Origin of the sequence: Thiocapsa roseopersicina (assembly GCF_900106925.1) — a bacterium.
GTDB classification, from domain to species: Bacteria; Pseudomonadota; Gammaproteobacteria; order Chromatiales; family Chromatiaceae; genus Thiocapsa; species Thiocapsa roseopersicina.
On the sequence record NZ_FNNZ01000039.1, the window covers coordinates 1 to 26,493 of the forward strand.

Annotated in this window: 23 protein-coding genes and 1 tRNA gene; 17 read left to right on the top strand and 7 right to left on the bottom strand. The window is 65.6% G+C overall.

Going from position 1 to position 26,493, the window contains the following annotated elements; translation table 11 throughout:
- Positions 1–717: helix-turn-helix transcriptional regulator (locus BLV04_RS22405; protein ID WP_093038035.1), on the top strand; the 717-nt coding region annotated here is incomplete at its 5' end.
- 30 nt (positions 718–747) lie between these two features.
- Here the strand turns inward: BLV04_RS22405 and BLV04_RS22410 are convergent.
- The 4 genes from BLV04_RS22410 to hemB all read right to left on the bottom strand — a co-directional run bounded on the left by BLV04_RS22410 (position 748) and on the right by hemB (position 4,529).
- Entirely contained in the window at positions 748–1,434 is a 687-nt protein-coding gene (locus BLV04_RS22410) for a hypothetical protein (protein ID WP_093038094.1), read from the bottom strand.
- 224 nt (positions 1,435–1,658) lie between these two features.
- On the bottom strand, positions 1,659–2,534 hold the full coding sequence (locus BLV04_RS22415; protein WP_093038097.1) for an NAD(P)-dependent oxidoreductase: 876 nt from the start codon (positions 2,532–2,534) through the stop codon (positions 1,659–1,661).
- Positions 2,535–2,539: 5 nt separating this feature from the next.
- The gene (gene aroE / locus BLV04_RS22420; protein WP_093038038.1) at positions 2,540–3,361 is read right to left on the bottom strand and encodes a shikimate dehydrogenase; all 822 of its coding nucleotides are present in this window, start codon (positions 3,359–3,361) and stop codon (positions 2,540–2,542) included.
- 154 nt (positions 3,362–3,515) lie between these two features.
- Positions 3,516–4,529 (bottom strand): porphobilinogen synthase, encoded by a 1,014-nt coding sequence (hemB, locus tag BLV04_RS22425; RefSeq protein WP_093038043.1) that lies wholly within the window; start codon positions 4,527–4,529, stop codon positions 3,516–3,518.
- Between the two features lie 202 nt (positions 4,530–4,731).
- Between hemB and BLV04_RS22430 the strand changes: the two genes are divergently transcribed.
- The 3 genes from BLV04_RS22430 (at position 4,732) to BLV04_RS22440 (ending at position 6,372) form a co-directional block, all read left to right on the top strand.
- Positions 4,732–5,307 (top strand): Uma2 family endonuclease, encoded by a 576-nt coding sequence (locus BLV04_RS22430; protein ID WP_093038046.1) that lies wholly within the window; start codon positions 4,732–4,734, stop codon positions 5,305–5,307.
- A gap of 288 nt (positions 5,308–5,595) precedes the next feature.
- The gene (locus BLV04_RS22435; protein ID WP_093038049.1) at positions 5,596–5,982 is read left to right on the top strand and encodes a thioredoxin family protein; all 387 of its coding nucleotides are present in this window, start codon (positions 5,596–5,598) and stop codon (positions 5,980–5,982) included.
- Between the two features lie 3 nt (positions 5,983–5,985).
- Positions 5,986–6,372, top strand: a complete 387-nt coding sequence (locus BLV04_RS22440; RefSeq protein ID WP_093038052.1) for a hypothetical protein — start codon at positions 5,986–5,988, stop codon at positions 6,370–6,372.
- Positions 6,373–6,423: 51 nt separating this feature from the next.
- Here the strand turns inward: BLV04_RS22440 and BLV04_RS22445 are convergent, their stop codons facing one another.
- Together BLV04_RS22445 and BLV04_RS22450 are read right to left on the bottom strand one after the other, a co-directional pair.
- On the bottom strand, positions 6,424–9,669 hold the full coding sequence (locus BLV04_RS22445; protein WP_093038054.1) for an efflux RND transporter permease subunit: 3,246 nt from the start codon (positions 9,667–9,669) through the stop codon (positions 6,424–6,426).
- On the bottom strand, positions 9,662–10,735 hold the full coding sequence (locus BLV04_RS22450) for an efflux RND transporter periplasmic adaptor subunit (protein ID WP_093038099.1): 1,074 nt from the start codon (positions 10,733–10,735) through the stop codon (positions 9,662–9,664). The genes BLV04_RS22445 and BLV04_RS22450 overlap by 8 nt, the downstream gene beginning before the upstream one ends.
- A gap of 402 nt (positions 10,736–11,137) precedes the next feature.
- Between BLV04_RS22450 and BLV04_RS22455 the strand changes: the two genes are divergently transcribed.
- From BLV04_RS22455 to mltB, 11 genes are all read left to right on the top strand, one after another.
- Complete coding sequence (locus BLV04_RS22455; RefSeq protein WP_093038057.1) at positions 11,138–12,955, top strand: AMP-dependent synthetase/ligase; 1,818 nt, start codon at positions 11,138–11,140, stop codon at positions 12,953–12,955.
- Positions 12,956–13,046: 91 nt separating this feature from the next.
- Positions 13,047–13,120 (top strand) — tRNA-Gly (locus BLV04_RS22460).
- 56 nt (positions 13,121–13,176) lie between these two features.
- The gene (locus BLV04_RS22465; protein WP_093038060.1) at positions 13,177–13,503 is read left to right on the top strand and encodes a putative signal transducing protein; all 327 of its coding nucleotides are present in this window, start codon (positions 13,177–13,179) and stop codon (positions 13,501–13,503) included.
- A gap of 43 nt (positions 13,504–13,546) precedes the next feature.
- Positions 13,547–14,653 (top strand): A/G-specific adenine glycosylase, encoded by a 1,107-nt coding sequence (gene mutY / locus BLV04_RS22470; RefSeq protein ID WP_093038063.1) that lies wholly within the window; start codon positions 13,547–13,549, stop codon positions 14,651–14,653.
- Positions 14,650–14,922 carry an oxidative damage protection protein gene (locus BLV04_RS22475; RefSeq protein WP_093038067.1) on the top strand — a complete coding sequence of 91 codons (273 nt, stop codon included), beginning with the start codon at positions 14,650–14,652 and terminating at the stop codon, positions 14,920–14,922. Before mutY ends, BLV04_RS22475 begins: the two co-directional genes overlap by 4 nt.
- 195 nt (positions 14,923–15,117) lie before the next feature.
- A complete protein-coding gene (locus tag BLV04_RS22480; protein WP_093038070.1) occupies positions 15,118–16,164 on the top strand; it encodes a rod shape-determining protein in 1,047 nt (348 codons plus the stop codon).
- A gap of 4 nt (positions 16,165–16,168) precedes the next feature.
- The gene (mreC, locus tag BLV04_RS22485) at positions 16,169–17,047 is read left to right on the top strand and encodes a rod shape-determining protein MreC (protein ID WP_093038073.1); all 879 of its coding nucleotides are present in this window, start codon (positions 16,169–16,171) and stop codon (positions 17,045–17,047) included.
- On the top strand, positions 17,044–17,532 hold the full coding sequence (mreD, locus tag BLV04_RS22490) for a rod shape-determining protein MreD (RefSeq protein ID WP_093038077.1): 489 nt from the start codon (positions 17,044–17,046) through the stop codon (positions 17,530–17,532). The genes mreC and mreD overlap by 4 nt, the downstream gene beginning before the upstream one ends.
- Positions 17,533–17,705: 173 nt before the next feature.
- Positions 17,706–19,571: a penicillin-binding protein 2 gene (gene mrdA, locus BLV04_RS22495; protein WP_093038080.1), complete on the top strand. Its 1,866-nt coding sequence runs from the start codon at positions 17,706–17,708 to the stop codon at positions 19,569–19,571.
- Positions 19,561–20,697 carry a rod shape-determining protein RodA gene (rodA, locus tag BLV04_RS22500; protein ID WP_093038102.1) on the top strand — a complete coding sequence of 379 codons (1,137 nt, stop codon included), beginning with the start codon at positions 19,561–19,563 and terminating at the stop codon, positions 20,695–20,697. Before mrdA ends, rodA begins: the two co-directional genes overlap by 11 nt.
- Before the next feature lie 90 nt (positions 20,698–20,787).
- Positions 20,788–21,843, top strand: a complete 1,056-nt coding sequence (mltB, locus tag BLV04_RS22505; RefSeq protein WP_093038083.1) for a lytic murein transglycosylase B — start codon at positions 20,788–20,790, stop codon at positions 21,841–21,843.
- 69 nt (positions 21,844–21,912) lie between these two features.
- Here mltB and BLV04_RS22510 read toward each other — a convergent pair whose 3' ends face one another.
- Positions 21,913–22,635: a response regulator gene (locus BLV04_RS22510; RefSeq protein WP_093038085.1), complete on the bottom strand. Its 723-nt coding sequence runs from the start codon at positions 22,633–22,635 to the stop codon at positions 21,913–21,915.
- A gap of 293 nt (positions 22,636–22,928) precedes the next feature.
- On the opposite strand from BLV04_RS22510, the gene BLV04_RS22515 reads away from it, so the two are divergent.
- Both BLV04_RS22515 and BLV04_RS22520 read left to right on the top strand, forming a co-directional pair.
- A complete protein-coding gene (locus tag BLV04_RS22515) occupies positions 22,929–25,577 on the top strand; it encodes a hybrid sensor histidine kinase/response regulator (protein WP_093038088.1) in 2,649 nt (882 codons plus the stop codon).
- A 461-nt stretch (positions 25,578–26,038) separates the two neighbouring features.
- A complete protein-coding gene (locus BLV04_RS22520; protein WP_093038091.1) occupies positions 26,039–26,401 on the top strand; it encodes a hypothetical protein in 363 nt (120 codons plus the stop codon).
- Positions 26,402–26,493 lie beyond the last annotated feature (92 nt).

The following is a 26,493-nucleotide window of genomic DNA, read 5'->3' on the forward strand; positions in this document are numbered from 1 at the left end:
GAGTATGTGCCCCTACGCCAGCTCGATCGGTTCTGGCAGCGCGTGCTGACCGAGGTCGAGGGTCCGGTGCTGGATCGCACCCGGCTGCGGATCGTGCCGGATACGCTGCGGCTGCAACCCGTGGAGCTGCATCCCCGGGTGTTGAGCGCGGTTATCGAGGCCTTGGCGCAAGGCCGTGCGCTGGATGTCGTCTATCGCAACGCCGAAGACCTGTGCGCGCCGGCGCGCATCCATCCGCAGGCGCTCCTTCAGCGCGGCCCGATCCCCTATCTCTTTGCGCTGAAGAACGACGAGGACGCGCCCGTGCGTCTCTATGCACTGCACCGGATGGTGCGCGCGGAGGTCGCGAGCGACACGCCCGCGCGGGCCGCCGCGGGGTTCGACCTGGATCAGGCCATCGCGCGCGGTCAGGCGGATTTCGGTCAGGGCGAGCTGATCGATCTGGAGCTGCGGGTCCGCGGGTATCTGGCCACGGTATTGGCCGCCTGCCCGCTCGCACCCGGCCAGTGGTTCGAGGACGAGCCGGAGGGTTCCGCGTTCGATCTGCGGGTGTCGGCGCGCGTCCCCTCCACGGGTCAGCTGCTGCGCTGGCTGCTCGGGGCGGGGGACAATCTGGAGGTGGTCTCCCCGCCCGACTTGCGTCATGTGGTGGCGGTGCAGGCGGGGAAGATGGCTGCAATCTACAGCAATCTGTCGGGATCGGACGACGCGGTTTGAGGCGTCGGTCGTCGGGGCCGTGTTCCGGCCTCAGTGGCGCGGTGCGTCTCCCACCCCGAGACTCGTCAGGATCAGGTCGAGACGCCGGCGCGCCGCCGCCACATCGACGCCCTGCGCTGCGCGGTCTTCGAGCAGACGGATGGCCTGATCCGCGAGCTCGGCGCATTGCTCGGGGTCGAGGATCTGCAGCACCGCGGCGACCTCGTCGAGCGTCGCCGAGAGGACGGCCGGGGCGAGCTGGTCCGGTCCGATCGGCGACTCGGGGTGGAGTAGATCGGCCACCAGCGGTTGCTCGAGCAGACGAAAGTGGATCTCGCGGGCCTCTTCCTCGTCGGCAAGCTCCTGTCTTGCAAGCGGATCGACGCCCGCTGCACGCTTGACGGCCTGCATGATGAGGGCGATGAGCTTGCGGATGGCCGTGCGTTCGTCCGTGTGGGTCTCCGGCAGGCCGAAGGACTGCTCGTAGTGCCGCTCCAACGCCTCCTTGAGACCCAGCACGCTCTCGCTGCCGGCATCCGGCGGCAGCTCGACGGCCTTTTGGACGAGTGCGCGAAAGTCCGTGCGGAAGGCTTCCATCTCCTCGTGATCCGCCTGTTGGGCGGCCAGCAGATCCTCGGGCGGGACCTCTTGCGTTGGCCAGGCGAAGAGCGGGTTCTCGTGTCGGCGCCTCAGATGACGCTCGCGCCGACCGGGTTTGTGGGTGAAGGGGAGCTCCATGGGGATCTTGACGCCTTGCAAGGTGGTATGTGGTCGAGAGGATCGCGATCGCTGTGTTGGACGCGATTCGCTGTACTCACAGCATCCCGCACGGTCCGCGGGCCGTAGGTTGTGCCGAGCCTTGCGAGGCACAACCAAACGTCGGAGCGAGTGGCTGCGAGCCTTGTGCGGTTTCTGATTCTCCGCGCTCGTTGCTCCGAGCGTTCATGGGGCTCTGCCGCCCGTCACGCCCTCGAGGTTTTTGACACGCTCAAGACCTCGTAGAGCGCGGAGTAGTCCTGATCGGCGAGACCCGCGGCCGCCGCGTCGGTGCAGACCGCCTCGATCGCCGAGATCACTCGCGTGTCCAAGCCAGCGGCCTCGCCGACACGTGCAAAAAGGCGCACGTCCTTGAGCAGGTGCTTGAGCGGAAAGCTCGCGCCGGCGTAATCGTGGCTCAGATATTTGTCGAGCTTCTTGTCGAAGGTCTTGGCATGGAGCGCGCTGCCGCGCAGCAGGGTCATGAATTGCTCGACATCGATGCCCTCGCGGCGTACCAAGGCGAGGCTTGCCGCGAAGCTGGCGGTGAGCCCCGCGATCAGCTGGTTCATGGCGAGCTTAAGGGCCGCGGCTTGCCCGATCGGGCCGATCCACTGTGGGTCGCGGCTCAGGTCGCGCAGGAGGGGCCGGCAGCGCTCGAAAAGATCTCGGTCGCCTCCGGCCATGAGGATCAGGGTGCCCTCGCGCGCCTCGGGCAGACTTCCGAGCACCGGTGCTTCCAGGTAGTTGCCGCCAAGCGCGGTGACCCGTTCGGCGATCTGGCGGCTCTCGGCAGGCGCGATGGTGCCCATCTGGATGAGAACACGCCCGCGCAACTTGAGCGGGTCGGCCGACTCGAAAAGGGTTCCCGTGATTGCGGCCGCATCGCTCAGGACGAGGATGACCAGCTCGGAGGCGGCGACGGCCTCGGCGGGTGTCAGCGCCAGGTCGAGCCCACGGCGCGCGGCGGCGTCGCGATTGGCTTGGCCTCGGTTCCAGCAGATGACCTCCCGCCCCTGTCGCTTCAGCCTCAGGGCGATCTCCGAACCCATCAGACCCAGGCCCAACACGGCGGTCTTCATCATCTCTACTCCGGGTGTCGTAGCATTGCGATGACGGCTGCGGTATCCGGACGAACGCCGCGCCATAACCAAAATGATTCGGCTGCCTGCTCGATGAGCATCCCCAATCCGTCGAGTGCCCGAGCGGCGCCGTGTGTTTGTCCCCAACGACGAAAGGCGGTCGGCGTGTCGGCGTAGAGCATGTCGTAGGTCCAGCCGCCCGAGGCGAGACAGTCCTCGGGGATGGCCGGGACGGCGTCGCTCAAACCGGCGGATGTGGCGTTGATGATGAGGTCGAAGTGTTCGCCATCCAACGCGTCGAAGCCGTACGCCTGAGCGGGTCCGAAGGGGGCGCCGAGATTCGCAAGCTGTTGTGCCTTGCCGGGGGTTCGGTTGGCGATGACCAGACGGACAAGTCCGCTCTCGAGCAGTGGCACCAGCACGCCGCGCGCCGCACCGCCGGCTCCGAGCAGCAGGACCTGCATGCCCGGGAAACGAAAGCCGTGGTTGTCCGCGAGATCGCGGACGAGGCCGACCCCGTCGGTGTTGTCGCCGCGGAGTCTGCCGTCGTCGAGCCGAATCAAGGTGTTGACCGCGCCCGCGATCTCGGCTCGCTGCGAGCGCTCGTCCGCGAGCGCCCAAGCGGCCTCTTTGAAGGGCACCGTGACGTTGAGTCCGCGCCCGCCGCTCGCGAGGAAACGCCGGACCTCGCCGGGGAAATCATCCGGATCGCCGAGGATGCGCCCGTAGTCGAGATCCTGGCCGGTCGCGCGTGCGAAAGCGGCATGGATCAGCGGTGATTTGCTGTGGGCGATGGGGTTGCCGATGACGGCGTAGCGGTCCGGCATGGGCCTAGCGACCTCTGGAGTAAGTCGGGCTTGAGCTGTCGGCTGCGAGCTTCCGGCCATCAGGCTCCAGCGAGCTGCGCTCTTGCGATTTCGGGTAGAGGAGCCGCCATCGGGCCCGGGCGACTAAAGTCGCCCTTACATGGCCTGCGGCATCCTAACGGCCAAGCCAGCGGGCCACATCCTTCGCGTAATAGGTCAGGATGCCGTCGGCACCGGCGCGTTTCATCGAGACCATGGCTTCCAGCACGACGGCGCGCTCGTCGAGCCAGCCGTTCATGCTGGCGGCCTTGAGCATCGCGTATTCGCCGCTGACGTGATAGACGAAGGTGGGCGCGCCGAACTGGTCCTTGATGCGTCGCACGATGTCCAGATAAGGCATGCCCGGCTTGATCATGACCATGTCGGCGCCCTCGGCCAGGTCCAGGGCGACCTCATGCAGGGCCTCGTCCGAGTTTGCGGGGTCCATCTGGTAGTTGTATTTGTTGCCCGAGCCCAGGTTGCCCGCCGAGCCGACGGCGTCGCGGAAGGGGCCGTAGTAGGCGGATGCATACTTGGCGGAGTAGGCGAGGATGCGGGTGTGGATGTGGCCCTCGGCCTCCAGCGCGGTGCGGATGGCGCCGATCCGCCCGTCCATCATGTCCGAGGGTGCGACGATGTCGGCACCGGCCTCGGCGTGCGAGACCGCTTGGCGCACCAGCACCTCGACCGTCTCGTCGTTCATGACGTAGCCGGTCTCGTCGATCAGACCGTCCTGACCGTGCGTGGTGAAGGGATCGAGTGCGACGTCGGTGATGATCCCGAGATCCGGCACCGCGGCCTTGAGCGCTCGCACCGCGCGTTGAGCCAGCCCGTCGGGATTGAACGCCTCGCGTGCGTCGAGCGACTTGACCTCCGGCGGCGTGACCGGAAAGAGCGCCATGGCCGGGATGCCGAGGCGTTGGACCTCGATCGCGTCTTCCACCAGGAGATCGATGCTCAGACGCTCGACCCCCGGCATGGAGGCGACCGACTCGCGCTGCCCGGTGCCTTCCAGCACGAAGACCGGATAGATGAGGTCGTCCGGGGTCAGGGTCGTCTCGCGCATCATGCGACGCGAGAAGGCATCGCGACGCATCCGGCGCATACGGGTGATGGGGAAGGCGGCACGATTGGTGTCACGATCGGGCATGGGATGGCCTCGGGGTCGGCTCCGGCGCGGCCGGGACCACCCCGGCGCTCAGGGCCGTTACAATAGCTCAGGCGCTCGGATGGCTCCAGTGCAGCGGCTGAATTGCGACAGGACTCGACGCCGAGATGGCCTGCGCCGTTTCGGCGCACGTTCAGTCAGGCGAGTATGCTTTAAGAATCAACCCCTCACGGGAGTCCGAGCCATGTCCGCGTACCAGAAGGCCCGCCCGACACTCTACGAACAGCTTGAAGCCCTGCCCGAAGGGTTGACGGGGGAGATCCTCAACGGCCAGCTCTACACTCAGCCGCGCCCGAACGGTGCACACGTGGTGACTGCGTCGGCGTTGGGCTACGAGTTGTTCGGACCGTTTCAAAGAGGGCGCGGCGGCCCTGGGGGCTGGTGGATCATCGACGAGCCCGAATTGCACTTCATCCGCGACACCGAAGTCGATGTTCCCGACCTGGCCGGTTGGCGTCGCAGTCGACTGCCGCGGATTCCGCGGGATCATCGCTTCACCGTCGTGCCGGACTGGGTCTGCGAGATCCTCTCGCCATCCACCGAGAGCAAGGATCGCGAGGTGAAGATGCCGATCTACGCGCACTTCGGGGTCGCCTACGCCTGGTTGATCGACCCCCGGGCGCATAAGCTGGAGGCCTATGCTCTGGATGGCGGCGAATGGCGGGGGATCTCGTGGTGCGTAGGCGGCTTGCAGGTGTCGGTTGCGCCGTTCGATGCGGTGACGATCGCCTTGGACGATCTCTGGGCGCCTACCGAGTAGCTGCGCGGGTGCTCCGAAGACTTAAAACTAGATCCGGCAGTTGACCGCTTCGTGCTCCATGCAAGGTCTTGACGGCTTTAACGATCGCGCTCATCTGACGGCTCATCGACCGGGTGAAGGCCGCTACGACCCCTGGAGCACGCCCCGCGCGGCGCCCGGCTGCGTTGCGACTCGTTGTCGTAGAACCACTACGACGCCTCGTCGCGCCTTGCCGGACACCGCGCGGGACGCACTCCAAGGGCCGTTCAACTGCCGGATCTAGGTTAAAACGAGAAGGATAAGCTCTCCATGACAAACCCGGGCGACCCGTCTGCGCATCTCGTCGATGTCGATCTCGACGGCTTTCAACATGAGGTCCTCGACGCGTCCGAGGCCCAACCTGTCCTGGTGGACTTCTGGGCCGACTGGTGCGCGCCCTGTCATGCCTTGGCGCCGCACCTGGGGCGGGTCGTCGCGGATCTCGACGGGCGAGTTCGTCTCGCCAAGATCGAGGTCGACGAGGGCGAGAACATGAAGCTCGCCGGGCAGTACAAGCTGCGCGGCTTCCCGACCGTGATCCTCTTCTATCGCGGTGCCGAGCTGGCACGCTTCAGCGGTGCGCGGTCTCGCCACGAGATCCTCGATTGGCTGCGGATCCATCTGCCGGATGATCTTGCCGGCCTGGCGGTGTCTTGAGCCGTGTCGGTCGAACGTCGGTCACGCGACGCGAGGTCTCGGCCGGCCTTCAATCTCGTCGATTCGGTCGGCGCCTTCGGAACACCCACCTTTGCCGAGGTCTTGAGGCGCGAGCTGCTGGCCCTTCCGGACGGGGTTCTGCCGATTGAGGGCGAACAGGGTGGTCTAGTCGATCCCGCGAGCCTCGGGGTGACCCTCTTGTCGAGTCGTGCGGATGCCGAACGGATCGAGATCGCCGTCGGGGTGTTCTATACCGAAATCGTCGGCGGATGCAGCTGCGGCGACGAGCCCTTCGGGGTGAACGGCTATACGGAGCTGAGGCTACGGATCGAGCGGGCCGACGGCGGGGCCTTGATCCTGCTTCGGGGGATTGAGCGGTGTGTCGACTAGTTCGGGATCCGGGGCAGAACGCCCCGGATCCCGACCCGGTCTCCGATAGGATTAGCCCGTCGCGGTACGGATCCACTCAACGCGCTTGCGCATCACGCCGTAATAGACCACCGGGATGACGACCAGGGTCAAGACGGTCGAGACGAACAGGCCGAACAGCAGCGACACCGCGAGCCCCGAGAAGATGGGGTCATCCAGGATGAAGAGCGCCCCTGCCATGGCCGCGGCGGCGGTCAGCGCGATCGGCTTGGCGCGCACCACGGCCGAGTTGATGACGGCCTCCTCGAACCCTTTACCCTCGCGCACCTGCTGGTTGATGAAGTCGACCAACAGGATCGAGTTGCGCACGATGATGCCTGCGAGCGCGATCATGCCGATCATGGAGGTCGCGGTGAACTGCGCACCCAAGAGCGCATGGCCGGGCATGATGCCGATGATCGTGAGCGGGATCGGCGCCATGATGACCAGCGGCACCAGATAGCTGCGGAACTGGGCGACCACCAGCAGATAGATGAGGAGCAATCCGACCCCGTAGGCGATGCCCATGTCGCGGAAGGTCTCGTAGGTCACCTGCCACTCGCCGTCCCACTTGAGGCTGAACTCATAGGGGTTGGCCGGTTGCTGGATGAACCACTGCTCCAGGCCTTGCTCCTGCTCGAGCCGATCCGAGATCTCGAACATCCCGTAGAGCGGGCTGTCGGTCTCGCCGGCCATGTCGGCGGTGACATAGACCACGGGCATCAGATCCTTGTGATAGATACTGTGAGCACGTTCGGTCTCCTGGATCTCGACGATCTCGGAGAGCGGCACCAGTGCACCGGACATCGAGAGCACCCGCAACGCGAGCACCTGATCCAGATCGGCCTTGTCCGCCTCGCTGAGCTCGACGCGGATCGGCACGGCATATTTGACGTTCTGGCAGTGCTGATAGCTCATGTCCTCGCCGTCGAGGACCGTGGACAGCGCCTGCGCGACGGTACTCTGGGGCACGCCCAGGCGCGATGCCTTGCTGCGATCCACGACCACGACCCGCTTGCGCGACGGATATTCGACCGAGTCGTCGACATCGACGATGTCCGTCGTGGACTCGAAGATCCCGCGGACCTCGCGGGCGACGCGGATCTGTCCGTCGTAGTCCAACCCGTAGATCTCCGCGACCAGCGGCGAGAGCACCGGCGGGCCGGGCGGGATCTCCACGATCTTGGCGTTGCCTCCGTGGCGCAAGGCGATCTCCTGCAGCGGCGCGCGCATGTCGGCGGCGATCGCGTGACTCTGGCGGTCGCGGTGGTGGCTGTCGACCAGGTTGACTTGGATGTCGCCCAGGTGCGCGCCCTCGCGCAGATAGTACTGGCGCACCAGGCCGTTGAAGTTGATGGGCGCGGCCGTGCCGGCATAGATCTGGAAGTCGGTCACCTCGTCGACGGTCGCCAGAAAATCGCCCATCTCCCCCAGCACCCGCGCCGTTTGCTCCAGGCTGGTCCCTTCGGGCATGTCGAGCACGACCTGGAACTCGCTCTTGTTGTCGAAAGGCAGCATCTTGAGGATCACGACCCGGCTGGTGACGAGCAAGATCGAGCCCGCGATCAGAACGAGAATCCCGGCCAGCAGCAGCCAGCGGTTGAGGATGCCTTTGCGCCCGACCAGGAAAGGCCCGATGACGGCGTTGAACAGGCGGCCGAGACGCCCGCCCGCATGGGCCGCATCCGGATCGTCGCCGTGCTGTGCGTGCCCGGCGCCCGCGGCGTGGCGCTTGCCGAGCATGGCGTTCGCCATCCAAGGCGTGAAGACGAAGGCGACGACCAGCGAGATCAGCATCCCCATCGAGGCGTTGATGGGGATCGGGCTCATGTAGGGCCCCATCAGTCCGCTGACGAAGGCCATCGGCAGCAGCGCGGCGATGACGGTGAAGGTCGCGAGGATGGTCGGTCCGCCGACCTCGTCGACCGCCTTGGGCATGAGGTCGAGCAGCTTGGCCTTGCTCATCGCCATGTGTCGGTGGATGTTTTCCACGACCACGATGGCGTCGTCGACCAGGATGCCGATGGAGAAGATGAGCGCGAACAGCGAGACCCGGTTGAGCGTGAAACCCCAGGCCCAAGAGGCGAAGAGCGTCAGGGCCAGGGTCACGACGACGGCCGCGCCGACGATGATCGCCTCGCGCCAGCCGATCGCAAGCCAGACCAGCAGCACCACCGAGGCGGTCGCGAAGATCAGCTTGGTGATCAGCTTCTGCGCCTTGTAGTCGGCAGTGGCGCCGTAGTTGCGGGTGACCGTGACCTGGACGTTGTCCGGGATGAAGGTCCCTTCGAGCTGTGCGAAACGCTCGATGACCTGCTCGGCGACCGCGACGGCGTTGATGCCTTCCTGCTTGGCCACCGCGATGGTGACGGCCGGGGTGCTTCCGGACAGGTCGAGATCCGTGTGGACCACGCCCGCTCCTGTGCCCATCCGCACGTAAGCCTCAGGCTGCTCGGGGCCGCGCTCCAAGGTCGCCACGTCGCTGAGATAGACGGGCCGTCCGCCGTGCAGGCCGACGACCAGCTGATGGAGCTCTTCGGGACAGGTCAGGAAGGTGCCGGCCTGCACGAGGATCTCCTCGTTGTCCGCGGTCACCATGAGATTGTCTTTGATGACATTTCCCGCCTGCAGTGAACGGCGCAGGTCGCTCAGGTCGATTTGGTAGCCGGCGAGCGCCTGCGGGTCCAAAAGCACACGCACGACCTGGGACGGCGCGCCGACCGTGTAGACGTCGCGCGTGCCGGGTACACGCTTGATCTCCTGCTCGAGCGCATGGGCGACCTTCCCCAGCTCGAAGGCGCCCACCTCGGGGTCTTCGGACCAGAGCGTGGCGGTGATGATGGGGACATCGTCGATGCCCTTTGGTTTGACGATCGGGGTGCCGACACCCAGGTTCGGCGGCAGCCAATCCTGATTGGCGAGCACCTTGCTGAAGAGCCGCACCACGGCGTCCGTGTTGTCTTCGCCGACCTTGTATTGGACGGTCACCACGGCCATGCCGGGGCGCGACACGGAGAAGACGTGCTCGATCCCCTTGATCTCGGAGAAGACCTGCTCGGCCGGTCCGGCGACCAGGTGCTCGACCTCGCTCGCCGAGGCGCCCGGAAAGGGGATGAAGATGTCCGCGAAGGTGACGTTGATCTGCGGCTCTTCCTCGCGCGGCGTGACGAGGATCGCGAACAACCCGAGCAGCAGGCCGACGATGGCCAGCAGCGGGGTGATCTCGGTGTTCTGAAAGCGCCGGGCGATGCTGCCCGAGATGCCGAGCTGTTCAGCCATGATCTTGTCCCGCCTCGGCGCCGGCGCTCGACTGCGACTTCAAGGCGACGCCCGCGGCGATCGGATCGAGTGCGACCCGCTCGCCTTCGCCGAGCCCGGCGAGCACGACGACGCCGCCCTCGACGGCACGTCCGAGCCGGATCTGACGAAAGCCGACTCGCCCCTCGTCGTCCACCACATAGACGGCGGTGACCTCGGAGCGCTGCACGACGGCCTCCGACGGGATCGTCAACTCCTGCTTGGCGCCGATCTCGAAGGCGGTCTTCACGAACATGCCGGGAAAGAGACCTTTCGTGCCTTCCGGCAGATCCAGACGCACGGTGAAGGTGTTGGAGCCCATGTCCGCGAACGGGAAGATGGTGACCCGATCCGACTGGATGATCTCCTCTGGGCTCAGATAGATACGAGCGGTCCCGCCCTCGCGCACCGAGGGGATGACGCTCTGGGGAACGTCGACGATCACACGCAGCTGATCGAGCGAGATCCCGCTCATGACCTGCTGACCGGGACTCGCCGTCTCGCCGACCTCGATATGGCGATGGGTGACGATGCCCGAGTAGGGGGCGCGGATCTGGGTGTATTCCAACTGCTCCTGCGCCTGCTCGAGCCGCGCGGTGGCGGACTCCAGCTCCGCCTCGGCCGCGGCAAGATCCGCCTTCGCCTGATCCATGGCGGACTCGGAGACGTTCTTCTTCTCGAACAGACCGATGACCCGCGTGTACTCCTCCTGCGTCTGCTCCAAGCGCGCGGAGGCGGACCTCAAATCGGCCGCGGCTTGGGCCACCCGGGCGCGGTGCTCGGTATCCTTCAACCGCGCAACGATCACGTCCTTCTCGACGAAATCCTCCACATCGAACAGGATCTCTTGGACTTGGCCCGTGGTCTGTGCGGAGACTGTGGTTCGATTGACGGCCTCGACAATACCGTCCAGTCGATATTCGCGCGGCAGGGTTTGATACTCGGCCGGTGCTGTGTCGAGCGCGACGGTCTCGGCGGCTTGAAGATTCAGCGCAGCAAGCGCCGTCAGGCCCGCGAGTGCCGGTACGATCAAGGGGATGAGGGGCATCATGGCGGTCCTCTAAAATATTAGATTTTGCTTATATTAACAGAATTTATTTGCAAAACAAGGCGGTTGATGGGCTTGCCGGGTCGTGTGCCCAAGCAGCGCGTCACCGGGTCGGGGCAGGCATGAGCTGTCACGATTGGCCCAGAGGTTAGCAGAGGCGTGGCGGTCGCCGGAGGATTTTCGGGTTTCGCCCGGTGTGTTCCGCCGTTCGACGCCACGCCGCACCTCGACCTCGAGCCGATGCTGGTGCGCAAAGCGCTGCACAGTGACAATAGAGCAAACAACAGAACCCGGCCCTGCTTGCATGCCCACGCATGCGCAGCGATGCCCAGCCGCGGGCCCGTGCCGGAGAATCGAGACGCCGCCGCGCCGCGAGGGGCGGCGAGACCAGGAGGATAGCCCGTGAGCCGATGGTCCGAGGACCTGATCCCGATCGACCGCGCCAAGACCCTGGACGGGCTCTTTATTCAACGCGTCAGGCGTTCGCCGACACGGGTCGCCTATCGCCATTTCGAGCGCGACGGGGGCTGGGCCGAGCTGACCTGGGTCGAGACGAGCGAGCGGGTAGCACGCTGGAACAAGGCGCTCACGGGCGAGGCGCCCGAAAGCGGGGACCGGGTCGCCATCCTGCTGCGCAACTGCCCCGATTGGGTGGTGTTCGATCAGGCGGCGCTGTCGCTCGGGCTGGTCACGGTGCCGCTCTACACGGACGACCGGGCGGAGAACGCGGCCTATATCCTGCAGGATGCGGCGGTCAAGCTGCTGCTGATCCACGACGCCGGGCGTTGGAAGCGGTTGGCCGAGGTTCTCGGCGATGCGCCCTTTCCGACACGCGTCGTGATCCTGGAGTCGAGCCCCGCGGCACGCGAGATCGCGGCCGCGGATCCGCGCGTGGTGATCGCCGAGGATTGGCTGCCGGAGACGGCGCCCGAGCTTGTGCAACGTGACGGCGATCCGGATGCCTTGGCGACCATCGTCTACACCTCGGGTACCACCGGGCGTCCCAAGGGCGTCATGCTCAGCCACCGCAACATCCTGGGCAATGCCCACGGCGCATTGACCGTGATCGATTGCTATCAGGAGGATCGGTTTCTCTCCTTTCTGCCGCTGTCCCATATGCTCGAACGCACGGGCGGCTACTATCTGCCGATGATGGCCGGAGCGACCGTCGCCTTTGCGCGCTCGATCGCGCAGCTCGCCGAGGACATGCAGAGCATTCGCCCCACCGTCATCATCGCCGTCCCGCGGGTCTTCGAGCGAGTCCACCAGCGCATCCAGGACCAGTTGAAGGCACGCCCGGCGCCCGCACGCTGGCTGTTTCGGCTCGCCGTCGCCGCGGGGTGGCGGACCTTTCTGCGCGAGCAAGGGCGCGGCGGCTGGCACCCCTTGATGCTGCTCTGGCCGTTGCTGCGCCGCAAGGTCGCCGATCACGTCCTCGCCAAGCTCGGCGGAGCGCTGCGGGTCGCCGTGAGTGGCGGTGCGCCCCTGCCCGCCCCGGTCGCGCACACCTTCATCGGTCTGGGGCTACCCCTGCTGCAGGGCTACGGCTTGACGGAGACCAGCCCGGTCATCAGCTTCAATCCGCTCAAGGACAATATCCCGGAGAGTGTCGGTGTGCCGCTGCGCGGGCTCCAATTGCGCATCGGGGCGGAGGACGAGCTGCTCGTGAAGGGCGAGAACGTCATGCTCGGCTACTGGAACAACCACGCGGCCACCGCCCGGGTGCTGACACATGACGGTTGGCTGCACACGGGCGATCAGGTGCGTCTGGAGCACGGTCACATCTACATCACCGGACGTCTCAAGGACATTCTGGTCCTGTCCAACGGCGAGAAGGTCCCGCCCGCCGACCTCGAGATGGCGATCGCAATGGACCCTTTGTTCGAGCAGGTGGTTGTACTCGGCGAGGGGCACTCCTATCTAACGGCCTTGCTGGTGTTGAACGCGGAACTCTGGCCCGGACTCGCGCAGGAGCATGGTCTGGATCCGGAGCGCCCGGAAAGCCTGCGGGATCCTCACCTCAACAAGCTGATCCTCAAGCGGATCCGCTCGGCTCTGCATGATTTTCCGGGGTATGCCAAGATCCGACGCGCGACCCTGACACTCGAGCCCTGGTCCATCGACAACGGTCTGCTGACGCCGACCATGAAGGTCAAGCGCGCTATGGTCTTCACGCGCTACCGCGACGAGATAGAGAACATGTACGGGATGGATACCTGATAGGGTCGGGGTCGGCCTGGGGCCGGGACGGCGGCGGATCGGTTCTCGATCTTGATTGCGCGGCGGGCAGCGCCTAAACTAGTAATTCAAAGCGGGTGTAGTTCAATGGTAGAACTTCAGCTTCCCAAGCTGATAGCGTGGGTTCGATTCCCATCACCCGCTCCATCTTCCCCCGCTCCGCACCCCGCTGCCGCGACGTCGACGGCGTTTCGGTAGGCCACATGCAACGCCTCTATCAGGCCCGAGATCGCATCGAGGCCCAACTCCTGTTGGACTTTTTGGATCGGCATCTCGTCGAGGCCGTGATCCTGGGCGATTTTCTCTCGGGTGCCGCGGGCGGTCTTCCCGCCGACATCGGTCCTACGCTCTGGGTCGTGGAAGACGAGGATCTGGAACGTGGACGCGAGCTGCTTGGTCGCTTTCAGGCCGATGCGCGACGCCCGAGCAACACCGTGACTTGGCACTGCAGCGCGTGCGGGGAATCGGTGGACGGCGATTTCGACCTCTGCTGGAACTGCGGACAGCCGCGCGCAGAGACCGGATTGTGATCGCGGCAAGCCCGTGTCGTCTCACCGAGGATGAGGCGAGACCATGAGGACGGACACCTCGGAGTGGTTCAGCGAGGCCGTGCTCGGCTGGTTCGATCGGCACGGGCGCAAGGATCTGCCCTGGCAACGCGACCCGACGCCTTACCGGGTCTGGGTCTCGGAGATCATGCTCCAGCAGACGCAGGTCGCGGTCGTGATCCCCTATTTCGAGCATTTCGTCGCGCAGTTCCCGACGGTGGCGGACCTCGCGGAGGCGTCGGAGGATCGTCTGATGGCCCTCTGGTCCGGGCTCGGCTACTACGCCCGTGCCCGCAATCTCCACCGTGCCGCCTGCCTGATCCGGGATCTGCACGGCGGTGTGTTCCCCGCGACGATCGAGCACTTGCTGGCGCTCCCCGGCATCGGCCGCTCCACGGCTGGTGCGGTGCTCTCGCTCGCTCTGGATCAACCCCACCCGATCCTCGACGGCAACGTGAAGCGGGTGCTTGCGCGTGCCTTCGGCGTCGAGGGTTGGCCCGGACAAGGCGCTGTCCTCGAGCGGCTCTGGACGCTGGCCGAACGACTCACGCCGGCGCGCCGGGTCGGCGCCTACAACCAGGGCATGATGGATCTGGGCGCCACGCTGTGCACCCGCCGTGCCCCGGCCTGCGAGCGCTGTCCGCTGTCCGAACGGTGCGTGGCGCGTCGCTCGGGCCGGCAGAGCGAGCTCCCGACACCCCGTCCGCGCCGAAGCACGCCGGAGCGCGAGACCCTGATGCTCCTGCTCGTCGATCCGGCCGGCGAGATCCTGCTGGAGCGTCGGCCCAAGAGCGGCATTTGGGGCGGACTCTGGAGTCTGCCCGAGATCGCGCCGGGCGCCGATCCGGGTGATTGGTGTCTTTCGCACCTCGGCGTTCCGCCCGCGCGGGTTGAAATGATCGGGGCACGCCGTCACACCTTCTCCCACTTCAGTCTGGATATCCGGATCGCGCTCGTGCAGCTCGACACCCTACCCGCTCGCGTTGCCGACGACGCGGATCGCCGCTGGCTGAACCGGGCCGATCTCGCCGCTCTCGGGACACCCGCGCCAGTGAAAGGCATCCTGGACCACTTTCAAGCCGGCCGAGCGCAACCGCCCGTTCGCGCGCAACAACACGGAGACGTCTCATGACCCACATGGTTCACTGCGTCAAGCTCGGCCGCGAGGCCGAGGGCCTGGACCGGGCGCCCTATCCGGGCGAGCTCGGCAAACGCATCCACGCCAACGTATCCAAGCAGGCCTGGCAGGACTGGCTTCGCCACCAGACCATGCTGATCAACGAGAATCGCTTGAGCCCGATGGACCCCAAATCGCGCAAGTTTCTCGAAGAGCAGATGGATAAATATTTCTTCGGCGAAGGCGCCGAGATGCCCCAGGGGTACGTCCCGCCGAAAAGCTAGCGGAGCGGTCTTGTCATCCCCGCTAAACGCGCAGCGTGTCGCCGGGATGCACGGCGGGAACACCCGCCTTGCCGATCCTCCCTTGCGTTGTTAGATTAGCTCGCCGTTTTCCGATGGATTTCCCGGAGGATCCTGATCCAGGATGCCCGCGGGAGAGCCGGCGATCTCCTCTTTCCCCCGCAAGGTACGCACCTGATGTTCTTCAGAAGTCTTCGTGGAATCTTCTCGAACGATCTCTCGATCGATTTGGGTACGGCCAACACGCTCATCTTTGCGCGTGACCAGGGGATCGTCCTCAACGAGCCGTCGGTGGTTGCGATCCGTCACGAGCGCAAGGGCGGGGGCAAGACGGTCGTCGCCGTCGGCGAGGAGGCCAAGCTGATGCTCGGTCGAACGCCGCAAAGCATTACGGCGATTCGCCCGCTCAAGGACGGCGTGATCGCGGATTTCACCATCACCGAGAAGATGCTCCAGTACTTTATTCATAAGGTGCATCAGTCGCGTCTCATCCGCCCCAGCCCGCGCGTGCTCATCTGCGTGCCCTGCGGCTCGACCCAGGTCGAGCGTCGCGCCATCAAGGAGTCGGCGGCCGGTGCCGGGGCGCGCGAGGTCTTTTTGATCGAAGAACCCATGTCCGCTGCGATCGGCGCCGGGCTCGCGGTCCACGAGCCGCGCGGCTGCATGGTGATCGACATCGGCGGGGGCACCTCCGAGGTGGCGATCATCTCGCTCAACGGCATCGTCTACTCGGCATCGATCCGGGTCGGCGGCGACACCTTCGACGACGCCATCATCAATTACGTCCGGCGCAACTACGGCACCCTCATCGGCGAGGCCACCGCCGAGCGGATCAAGCACAGCATCGGCTCGGCCTTCCCGGGCAACGAGGTGCTGGAGATCGAGGTGCGCGGGCGCAATCTCGCCGAGGGCATCCCGCGCAGCTTCACGCTCAACAGCAACGAGATCCTCGAAGCCCTGCAGGAGCCGCTGGCGGCGATCGTCGGCTCGGTGAAGATGGCCCTGGAGCAAACACCGCCCGAGCTGGGCTCGGACGTGGCCGAGCGCGGCATCGTGCTGACCGGCGGCGGATCGCTGCTGCGTGATTTCGACCGCCTGATCGAAGAGGAAACGGGTCTGCCGGTGGTCGTAGCCGAGGATCCTCTGACCTGTGTGGCGCGCGGCGGCGGCAAGGCGCTGGAGATGATCGACGCGCGAGGAATCGATCTCTTTACGACCGAGTGATCCCATCAAACCGCTATTCCTTCGCGGACCGTCGCCGACCCTCCGGGTGATCCTGGCTGTGGTGTGCGCGCTGGGCCTCATCATCGCCGACCATCGGTTCGACCACCTCGAGCGCGTGCGCTCGCTGCTGTCGGTCTTGGCTTATCCGCTGCACTTGGCCGTGAACGTGCCGTCCGCACTCATCCGCTCCACGCAGGAGCGGCTGACGGACGCGGCGCAGCTGCGGACGATGAATACGGCGCTCAGTCGTGAAAACCTGTTGCTGAAGGCCAGGCTGCAGCAGTTCGAGTCGCTCGAGGCCGAGAACATGCGCCTGCGCGACCTGCTCGGCTCCTCCTTCAACATCGGCGAGCGGGTGCTGATCGCGGAGATCCTCGCTGTGGATCTCACGCCCTCGCGTCAACAGGTGATGGTGAACAAGGGGACGAGCTCGGGCGTCTTCGTCGGGCAGCCGGTGTTGGATGCCAATGCCGTGATGGGGCAGGTGATCCGTACCAATCCCTTCTCATCGATCGTGCTGCTGATCACCGACTCGGATCATTCGCTCCCGGTGGAGGTCAATCGCAACGGTCTGCGCAGCATTGCCGCCGGGTCCGGCATCGGGCAGGGGCTCGAGCTGCTCTATATCCCCAAGAACGCCGACATCCGCGAGGGCGATCTGTTGGTGACATCCGGGATGGGCGAGCGCTTTCCGCCGGGCTATCCGGTCGCGCGGGTCACCACGGTGCGCCAGGATCCCGATAATCCCTTCACCACCGTGCTGGCCGAGCCGACCGCCCGGCTCGACCGCAGCCGCGAGGTCCTGATGGTCTGGACCCTCGATCCGCAGATGCAACAGCAGGCATTGACGGACACCGAGACGAGCGAAGGCGCTTCGCAATGACCGATGCCCCGCCGCGCGGTGGCTGGCTGATCCTCGCCAGTCTCCTGATCGCCCTGCTCCTCGAGATCTTGCCAATGCCTGTCGGGGTGGATGCCTTCAGACCGCCCTGGGTCGCGCTCGTGACGCTCTTTTGGTGCCTGAACGTTCCGGAACGCTTCGGCGTCTTTTCGGCCTTTGCCACGGGGTTGGCGTTGGATGTGGCCTCGGGGTCATTATTCGGACAGCATGCATTGGGGCTCTCGCTCATCGCTTATGCGGCAGGCGAGCTTCATCGACGGATCCGTCTCTTCCCCTTGTGGCAGCAGGCACTCTTCGTGTGGGTGTTGCTGCTGGTGGAGCGGCTGCTCAACCTGTGGGTCCTTGCGGCGACCGGTCAGCCGATGCCGTTTCCGATATATTGGGTACCGACGCTGCTCGGTCTCCTGCTCTGGCCATGGCTGTTCGTGATCCTGAGCGACCTCGGGCGCCGCGTCGGTTTGGTCTAGACTAGACCTCGCTCGGCACAGCATGCACCCATCTCGCACCGACGCCCGTTTCAGCAAACGCGGTCTAGAATCTTGAAATTCATATCCTTAAACCGCGCCGACTCGAAGGCCGAAGGGACCCGCAAAGGCACGGTCCACCTCCCGACTCCGACCGTTACCCCGGGCGCGGTTTAATGCTCGAAGCGAATCTGGAAGACCGTAAACGCGAGGGCCGCTTGGTGTCGATCCGGGCGCTGATTGCCGGTCTGCTGGCGACTGCCGCTTTGTCGCTCGTCGTGGTGCGCCTGATGCACCTGCAGGTCGATCAGCACGACCATTTCACGGTGCTGTCCCGCGACAATCGGGTCAAGGTCCAGCCCCTGCCGCCGGCACGCGGACTCATCTACGACGCCAAGGGCGTGCTGCTCGCCGACAACCACCCGTCCTTCTCTCTGGAGATCACCATCGAGAAGGTGGGCGATCTGGATGCCACGATCGATAAGCTGTCCCGATTGATCGGGATCGCGCCGCAGGATCGCGCGCGTTTCGAGCGCCAGAAGCGACAGCGCGTGCGGTTCCAGGGCGTACCGATCAGGCTGAATCTCACCCCGACCGAGGTCGCGCGATTCGCGGTCGACGGGCACCGCTTCCCCGGTGTGGACATTCGCGCGGAGCTGGTTCGCACCTATCCGCTCGGCGAGTACACGGCCCACGTGCTCGGGTACGTCGGGCGGATCAACGAGCAGGAGCTCGACCGCATCGACAAGAGCAACTATGCGGGGAGCCACTTCATCGGCAAGGGCGGCCTGGAGAAGGCCCACGAGGCGCTGCTGCACGGTCAGGTCGGCTACCAGCAGGTGGAGGTCAACGCCCGCGGCCGGGTGATCCGCACACTCGAGAGCCAACCGCCCGTGTCTGGGAAGGATCTCCATCTGTACCTGGACATCGGCCTGCAGCAGGTGGCAAAGGAGGCGCTCGGCGAGGAGCGCGGGGCCGTTGTTGCCATCGATCCGCGCAACGGCGGCGTCTTGGCCCTCGTGAGCAACCCGAGCTTCGACCCCAATCTGTTCGTGGAAGGGATCAGCCAAACCGATTATCAGGCCCTGCTGAGCTCGCCGGACAAGCCGCTCTACAACCGAGCGGTGCGCGGACAGTATCCGCCGGGTTCGACCATCAAGCAGTTCGTCGCCCTCGCCGGCCTTGCTTCGGGGGTAACGACCTCGCGACGCGCGACCTATTGCTCGGGTGCATTCAGTCTGCCCGGACATTCCCATCGGTTTCGCTGCTGGCGCCGCGGCGGTCACGGGGCATTGAACCTCGAACAAGCGTTGGTGCAGTCCTGCGACGTCTATTTCTACGATCTCGCCAACCGCATGGGGATCGACCGACTCTCGGGCTTTCTCTCGGACTTCGGCTTCGGCACCCTGACCGGGATCGATGTCGCCGGCGAGCTGGGCGGGCTCATGCCGACGCGCGAATGGAAACAACGGGTCCGCAAACAGGCTTGGTATCCGGGCGAGACACTGATCGTGGGCATCGGGCAGGGGTCCTTCCTGGCGACCCCGCTGCAACTGGCCGTCGCCACGGCGGCAGTCGCCAATCACGGCAAGGTGATTCGTCCGCAGGTGGCGCGCGCGGCACAGACCCCGGGAGCGCCCGCGGCCGAGCAGCTGCCGATGGTCTCGCACACCATCGAGCTCGGCGACAAACAGCAATGGGACCAGATCATCGAGGCCATGGCCAAGGTCGTGGAATCCGGCACCGCCCGGCGCATCCGCAGCACCGAGTACCGCATCGCCGGCAAGACCGGGACCTCGCAGGTCTTCAGCCTCGGTCAGAACCAACGCTACAACGCGGCGACGCTCCCCAAACACCTCAAGGACCACGCCTTGTTCGTCGCCTTCGCGCCGGTCGATGATCCGCGTATCGCGATCGCGGTCATCGTCGAGAACGGCGGCGGTGGCGGCGCCACCGCGGCGCCTGTGGCTCGTCGCATCATGGATGCCTACCTGGGCGGCGCAACCGTCCTGACCGATGTCGGAGGCGAGCGTGGCGATTAGATCGAGCAACTATTTCCCGGACGATGCCTTGGACACCGGGCAGCCCGGTCTCTGGCAACGGATTCACCTGGATGCCCCGCTGCTGGTGGCCCTGCTGGCGCTGTGCGGTTTCGGCCTGATGGTGCTCTTCAGCGCAAGCGATCAGGATCCCGCCGCGGTCGAGCGGCAGTTGATTCGACTCGGAATCGCCTTCGCCCTGATGATCGCGGTCGCACAGATCCCCCCGGCGCGGCTGCGCAGCTGGTCGCCGCTGCTCTACGGGGTCGGGGTGGCGATGCTGATTGCAGTGCTTCTGTTCGGAGACATCGGCAAGGGTGCGCAGCGCTGGTTGGATTTCGGCGTCGTTCGCTTTCAGCCCTCGGAGCTTCTGAAGCTCGCGGTGCCCATGATGCTCGCCTGGCTGCTCAGCGCCCGTGCCTTGCCGCCGAGGCTCTTGTGGGTGGTCCTTTCGGCGGTACTGACCCTGATCCCGGTCGTGCTGATTGCCAAGCAACCGGATCTGGGGACCTCGCTGTTGGTCGCCAGCGCGGGCGTGACGGTGCTCTTTATCGCCGGCATGGGGTGGGGCATGATCCTCGCGCTCGCGGCCGTCGTCGCCGCCGTGACCCCGCTCGTCTGGATCGGACTGCACGACTATCAGCGCGACCGCGTTCTGACCTTCCTGAATCCGGAGTCCGACCCCCTCGGGTCCGGGTATCACATCATCCAGTCCAAGATTGCGATCGGCTCGGGCGGGATCGACGGCAAGGGCTGGTTGAACGGCACCCAGTCGCACTTGGAATTCCTGCCCGAGCGCAATACCGACTTCATCTTCGCGGTCATCGGCGAGGAATTCGGGTTTACCGGGATCCTGGCCCTGCTCGCCCTTTATCTCTTCATCATCCTGCGCGGTCTGGTCATCGCCGCGGGGGCGCAGGATCGCTTCGGGCGTCTGTTGGCCGGCGCTCTGACCCTGGTGTTTTTCGTCTATGTCTTCGTCAACACCGGCATGGTCACCGGCTTGCTGCCGGTCGTCGGTGTTCCGCTGCCCTTGATCAGCTACGGCGGGACCTCGATGGTGACCCTAATGGCCGGATTCGGCATCATCATGGGGGTCCATACCCATCGTATACGCTCGCGCGGGTGACGCGTGCGATGACGTGGGGAGTCTCGGACGCGGCCCGGCGCCTGCGACGCGTCCGGAGCAACGTCAAAACCACTCAACGAGGTGCGTTCCATGCCCGTCGCTCGTCGATTTTTCTTCGTAGGATGTGCGGCGCTCGTCGCGTCGCACCTGCACGCCGAGCCGGCCAGCTATGCCGCGGAGGCCGATGTGTTCGCGCGCGAGATGGTCGAGCGGCATGGATTCGATTCGGCCGAGCTGCAGGGCGTGCTGGCGGATGCCCGCTTCAGTCAGGCCATCGTCGACGCCATGGATCGTCCTTACGAGGCCAAGCCTTGGCGCGACTATCGGGCGCTGTTCGTCACGCCCGAGCGGATCGCCGGCGGTGTGGCCTTCCGGCACGACAACGCCGAGCTGCTCGCGCGCGCCGAGACCGACTTCGGCGTCGCCCCTCAGATCATCGTCGCCATCATCGGGGTCGAGACGAACTACGGGGCCAATGTAGGCAAGCATCGGGTGATCGATGCGCTGACCACGCTCGGGTTCGCGTATCCCAGACGCGCCGACTTCTTCCGTCGCGAGCTTGAGGCATTTCTCTTGCTCAGTCGCGACGAGCAGCTGGATCCGCTCCGGGCCGTGGGCTCCTACGCAGGGGCAATGGGCAAGCCGCAGTTCATCTCGTCGAGCTATCGCAACTATGCGCTCGACTTCGACGGGGATGGTCGGCGCGACCTGTGGGGCAGCAACGCGGACGTCATCGCGAGTGTCGCCAACTATTTCAAACAGCACGGTTGGCGCCCAGGGGAGCCCGTCGCCTTTGCTGCGGCGCCGCGCTCCGGCATTCCGGCCGGGATCACGTTGGTCGAGAAGACCCCCACCCCACCCGACACGACCGCGGGCAACCTACGCGCAGCGGGTGTCGAGTGGGGCGAGCCCCTGCCGGCCGACATCCCCGCGAGCCTGATCCGGCTCGACGCCGGCGAGGACGAATACTGGGTTGGATTGGACAACTTCTACGCCATCACCCGTTACAACCACAGCAACCTCTACGCGATGGCCGTCCATCAGCTCAGCGAAGAGATTCGCACACACCACTCGACAGCGGCATCCCACGGTATGACCGGTGACTCAAGCGCTGCGGACGCTCGCGAGTCAGCTGACAAGGATTGAAGATAACCGGTCTCATCCGACTCTTATCTCCGCGGTCGTGTGACAAGGGGCAGATTTCCCAGCAGTCCGTCACTCGAAGGACACCTTGGCCGTCAGCTTGTAGCCGACGCTTCGGACGGTCTCGATCAACCGCGGGTCTTGGTGGTCGGTCCCAAGCTTCTTGCGCAATTTGCCGACGAGCACGTCGACGCTTCGGTCATCCGGCGACCAATCGCGGCCCGCCACCAGCTCCAGGATGGCGTCGCGGGAGAGGACGCGGTTACCGTGCCTAACGAAGGTGGAAAGCAGTTGAAACTCGTGAGGCGTCAAAGCGACCGGGTCCCCGGCTGGCGAGGTCAGCTCGTAAGTAGCGAGGTCGAAACGCCAGCCGTCAAAGCACGCGACGGAGCCGGCCGCCGCGGCTCGTCTACCCTGCCCGCCTGCGGACGTGCGGCGAAGCACGCTACGTACCCGTGCCAGGAGCTCACGCTCGATGAACGGCTTGGTGACGTAATCGTCGGCCCCGAGCTCGAGTCCCACGACCTTGTCCGTGGTTTCGGCCTTGCCAGTCAGGATGACGATCGCGACGTCCGTGGTCGATCGAAGCTCGCGCGCCAAGCTGAACCCGTCCTCGTCCGGCAGCTTCAGGTCGAGGATGACCAGGTCCGGCCTTTCGGCCGCAAGGCGCTCGCGCATCTGCGCTCCGCTGGTGGCCGTACGCACCGCATAGCCCTCCCGGGCGAAATAGCGGACGAGTGCGCGGCACAACCTCGGATCATCATCAACGATCAGGATACTGACCGGTCCAGGCATCTATGGATTACATTCCCTGAATGAGGGGGTTTTCGACCGGGCGAGGATAGCACGCTGAACGATTGCCCGAGCAACCACGGGGCTCGGCGCGAGATTGCGCCGGCACCCCTGTCATTGTCGGGCGTCTCGGAATCCTTGCTCGGGCACCCGGGAGGAAGGGTGAGCTCCGCGCCCCGCTATCCGAAGCGGGGACCGACTATCCTGAATCCAGGAGACGCAGTGCAGGTGCCGCGGAAGCGCCGACTCATCGTGCATCTCCTGCCAACGCGAAACAAGGTCGGGCGAGGCGATAGGTGTCGGAAAGCAAGCGAATCCTCTGGCTGGTCGTGGTGATGGTGGTCGCGGTCGCGGTCAGCACCGCGGTTGCAATCACAGTGTTGTATAGCACCGCGTTCGAGCAGGAGCGGTCTCACCTCATTCAGACCGCCGAGGATCAGGCCAAGATCCTGAACGCGGTCGCGCGGTTCGATCAGACGCACACCAGCGGCGAATCGGACGCGTCCGAGACCGCGACCCTGTCCCAGATCGCAAGCGCCTTCGATCACGACCCCGTCGAGGGCCAGATCGGCGAGATCGTGGTCGCCCAGTTGCGCGGCGAGGATATTGTCTTTCTGGTCACCCATGGCCGCGTTGCGAACAAGCAGGTCGCGCCGGTCCCATTCGATTCCAGCCTCGCCGAGCCCATGCGCCGGGCGCTCTCCGGCGACTCGGGGTCCATGATCGCCCTCGACTACCGGGGGGAAACCGTCCTGGCCGCCTACCACCCGGTACCGCAGCTCAATGCCGGTGTCGTCGCTAAGATCGACCTCGCCGAGATCCGCGCACCCTTCCTGCACGGCGCGGTCATGGTGATCGGACTGGCCTCGGTACTCATCACCGTGGGAACGGTGCTGTTCGTGCGCCTCACCGACCCGATCGTCAGGCACCTCAACGAAACCGAGCAGCGTTACCAGCTCATCTTCCGGGGGGCTCCGGTCCCGATCTGGGAGCAGGATATCTCCGGTGTCGGCGAGGCGCTGCAAGAGCTCCGCAGATCCGGCGTGAAGGATCTGAAGCGCCACCTCGCCGACCACCCGCACGTGCTGCGGCAGCTGCTCGGGCGGGTCCGCATCAAGGAGGCGAACGCCGCAGCGCTGGCCCTGTTCGGCGCGCGCTCGGGCAGGCGGTTCAACGCCTGGTTCGAGCGGAGCTCTATCCCGGCGATCCTCGATCTCTCGGCCGACAATCTCCAGGCCATGTGGGACGGCTGCGAGGCTTTGCTGAACCATACCGTCTCAGTGAAAACGCTGGACGGCAGGGACCTCATCGTCAACCTGTCCATGATGGTCCCGAGCGCAAGCGAGGCCCATCGAAGCGTCCCGGTCTCGGCGCTCGACGTCACGGCCGAGCTGAATCTGCGCCGGCGCGAGGACGAGCTGGCGCTGATACTGGCATCGACCGGTGAAGGGATCTTCGGCATGGGCGTCGGCGGCACTTGCACCTTCGTCAACCGCGCCGCCCTGCGGATGCTGGGCTACCGCAACGAGCAGTCTCTGCTCGGGCAGGACATGCACTCGCTGATTCACCACAGCTGCCGCGACGGCACGCCTCTACCCCGCGAGGACTGCCCGATTCTTCGTGCCTGCTGCCACAACGAGGCAGTGCGCCTGGAAGACGAGACGCTCTGGCGCGCAGACGGCACCCGCTTCCCGGCGCAATACAGCTCCTACCCAATGTCGAGGGACGGGGACCTCGTGGGCACGGTAGTCACCTTCACCGACATCACGGAGCGCAAGGCACGGGACGCCCAGCTGTTGCAATCACAGAAGATGGAGGTGGTCGGCCAGCTCACCGGGGCCATCGCGCACGACTTCAACAACCTGCTGACCATCATCCTGACCAATCTGCACCTACTCGACGAGAAGCTGGACACCACGGCGGACCCGGAGATCGACGAGCTTCTCGATGACGCCACCTCCGCGGCGCGCGACGGGGCCGGACTGACCCGCCGCCTGCTGGCATTCTCACGCAGGCAGCCGCTGGAGCCCAAGCGGATGGACCTCGACCTCTTCCTCGAGCATACCGGCCGCTTCCTGCGCCGGGTCAGCGGCGAGGACATCCAGGTGGTGGTTCAACGGGGCGCCGGGCCGCTGACCGTGCATGTGGACCGGCAACAGCTCGAGAATACGCTGCTCAACCTGGCCATCAACGCCCGAGACGCGATGCCGGACGGCGGCACCCTGACGATCGCGTCGAGGCGGCAGTGGATCGGGCCCGCCGAGTCGGCGTCGCACCCGGGTCTGTCGCCCGGCAGCTACGCGGTCGTCAGCATCACCGACACGGGAGTCGGCATGTCGCCCGAGTCGCTGTTCCGTGCTGTGGAGCCCTTCTATTCGACCAAGCCGATGGGAAAGGGTACCGGGCTCGGCTTGAGCACCGCGCTGGGGTTCGCCCAGCAATCCGGCGGCGACCTCAGCATCCGCAGCGCCCCCGGCCAGGGCACCACCGTTTCGCTCTTCCTGCCGGAGGCCGCCCCGGCCGCGAGCGACACCCCTCGCGGACCCATCCCAGAAGCTGCATCCAAGGGCTCCTTGACGGTCCTGGTGGTGGATGACGAGCGACGGATACGCCGGCTCGCTCGAGGCACGCTGTCCGAGCTGGGCTATCGGGTGCTCGAGGCCGAGAATGCGGCCGCCGCGGCCCGTTTGCTCGAAGAGGATGCCTGCATCGACCTGCTGTTCACCGACGTACGCATGCCCGGCGAGATCGACGGGCGCACCCTGGGGCAGTGGGCGCGGCTGAAGCGCCCCGGGCTCAAGGTGCTGCTCACCAGCGGATTTCCCCAGTACCCCCCGGCCCCGGAAGGTCTTGGCGGCGAACCGCTCCCGTTGCTCAAGAAGCCCTACTCCAAGGAGCAGCTTCAGCAGGCCGTTCAGGCCATGCTCTCCGCCAAGACGTCGTAGCTCGCACCACTTGCCCGCCGGCGCGGCGGCAGTCCCGGACAAGCGCGCCGCCCCGCGGGTCCTTGCTGGGCGAAAAGAGAGTCGCCGCTTACAGGCTGCGGCAGTGCAACAGCCGACCCTGAGCGGCCCGAAGCGTCACCCCGGACTGTCCCCGCGATTCCGCCGGCATGAAGCGGCGGTACCACCCGTGCGAACCTCGTCTTTACATAGCCTTACAGAAAAATTACACGCGCTTTACCGCAAGTTGCGCTGGGGCTTACGTACGCGTGCCAATCTTAGAGTGGAAGTGGCAAGCACTCCGCCGGCTCGTCAGGCGAGCCGCGTGGAACACAGGTTCCAGCGTCTCGGGTGCTTACCTCCAAGGCTGCCGCAGCGGCTCCAGGTTCAGTACCGAAGCCGCCTTTGCCCTCAGAGGCGATCCGCTGCGGTTCAGGAATGATCGGGAGAGCGGAGAACTTCTCATGAAACGAACCTTTGCTTTCACAACCGCAGTTGCCCTGACGGGCATGCTCGCGTACAGCGGCGTCGGATTCGCTGCGAAGGGCGGTATTCCGGGACCGCCCGGCGGCACCGGCGAGGAGACCGCCGCCCAGAACCTGTCGGTACCGACGATCATGGTTGGTGGCGAGGTCGGGAGTCTTCTCTGCGGCACACCGGAAACACCGTCACCGCTGGTGCCGGCCGCGGCTCCTCCTGACCCACTGACCGGTTATGAGGTCCAGGGCTATTACTGGGTCCAGAAGGTGCACACCTGGCAGGCGCAGTGCTTCAACGACGTTCAGGCACTGGTATCTGGCGCCTGGGGCGACAACCTCGACGGCTGAGTACGGCCACCTTCCCTGATGGGTTTTTCCTCTTAAATCGTCAACTTGTATGAGGGAGAGCGGTGGGCCTCCCTCGGGGTGCTTGAACAACA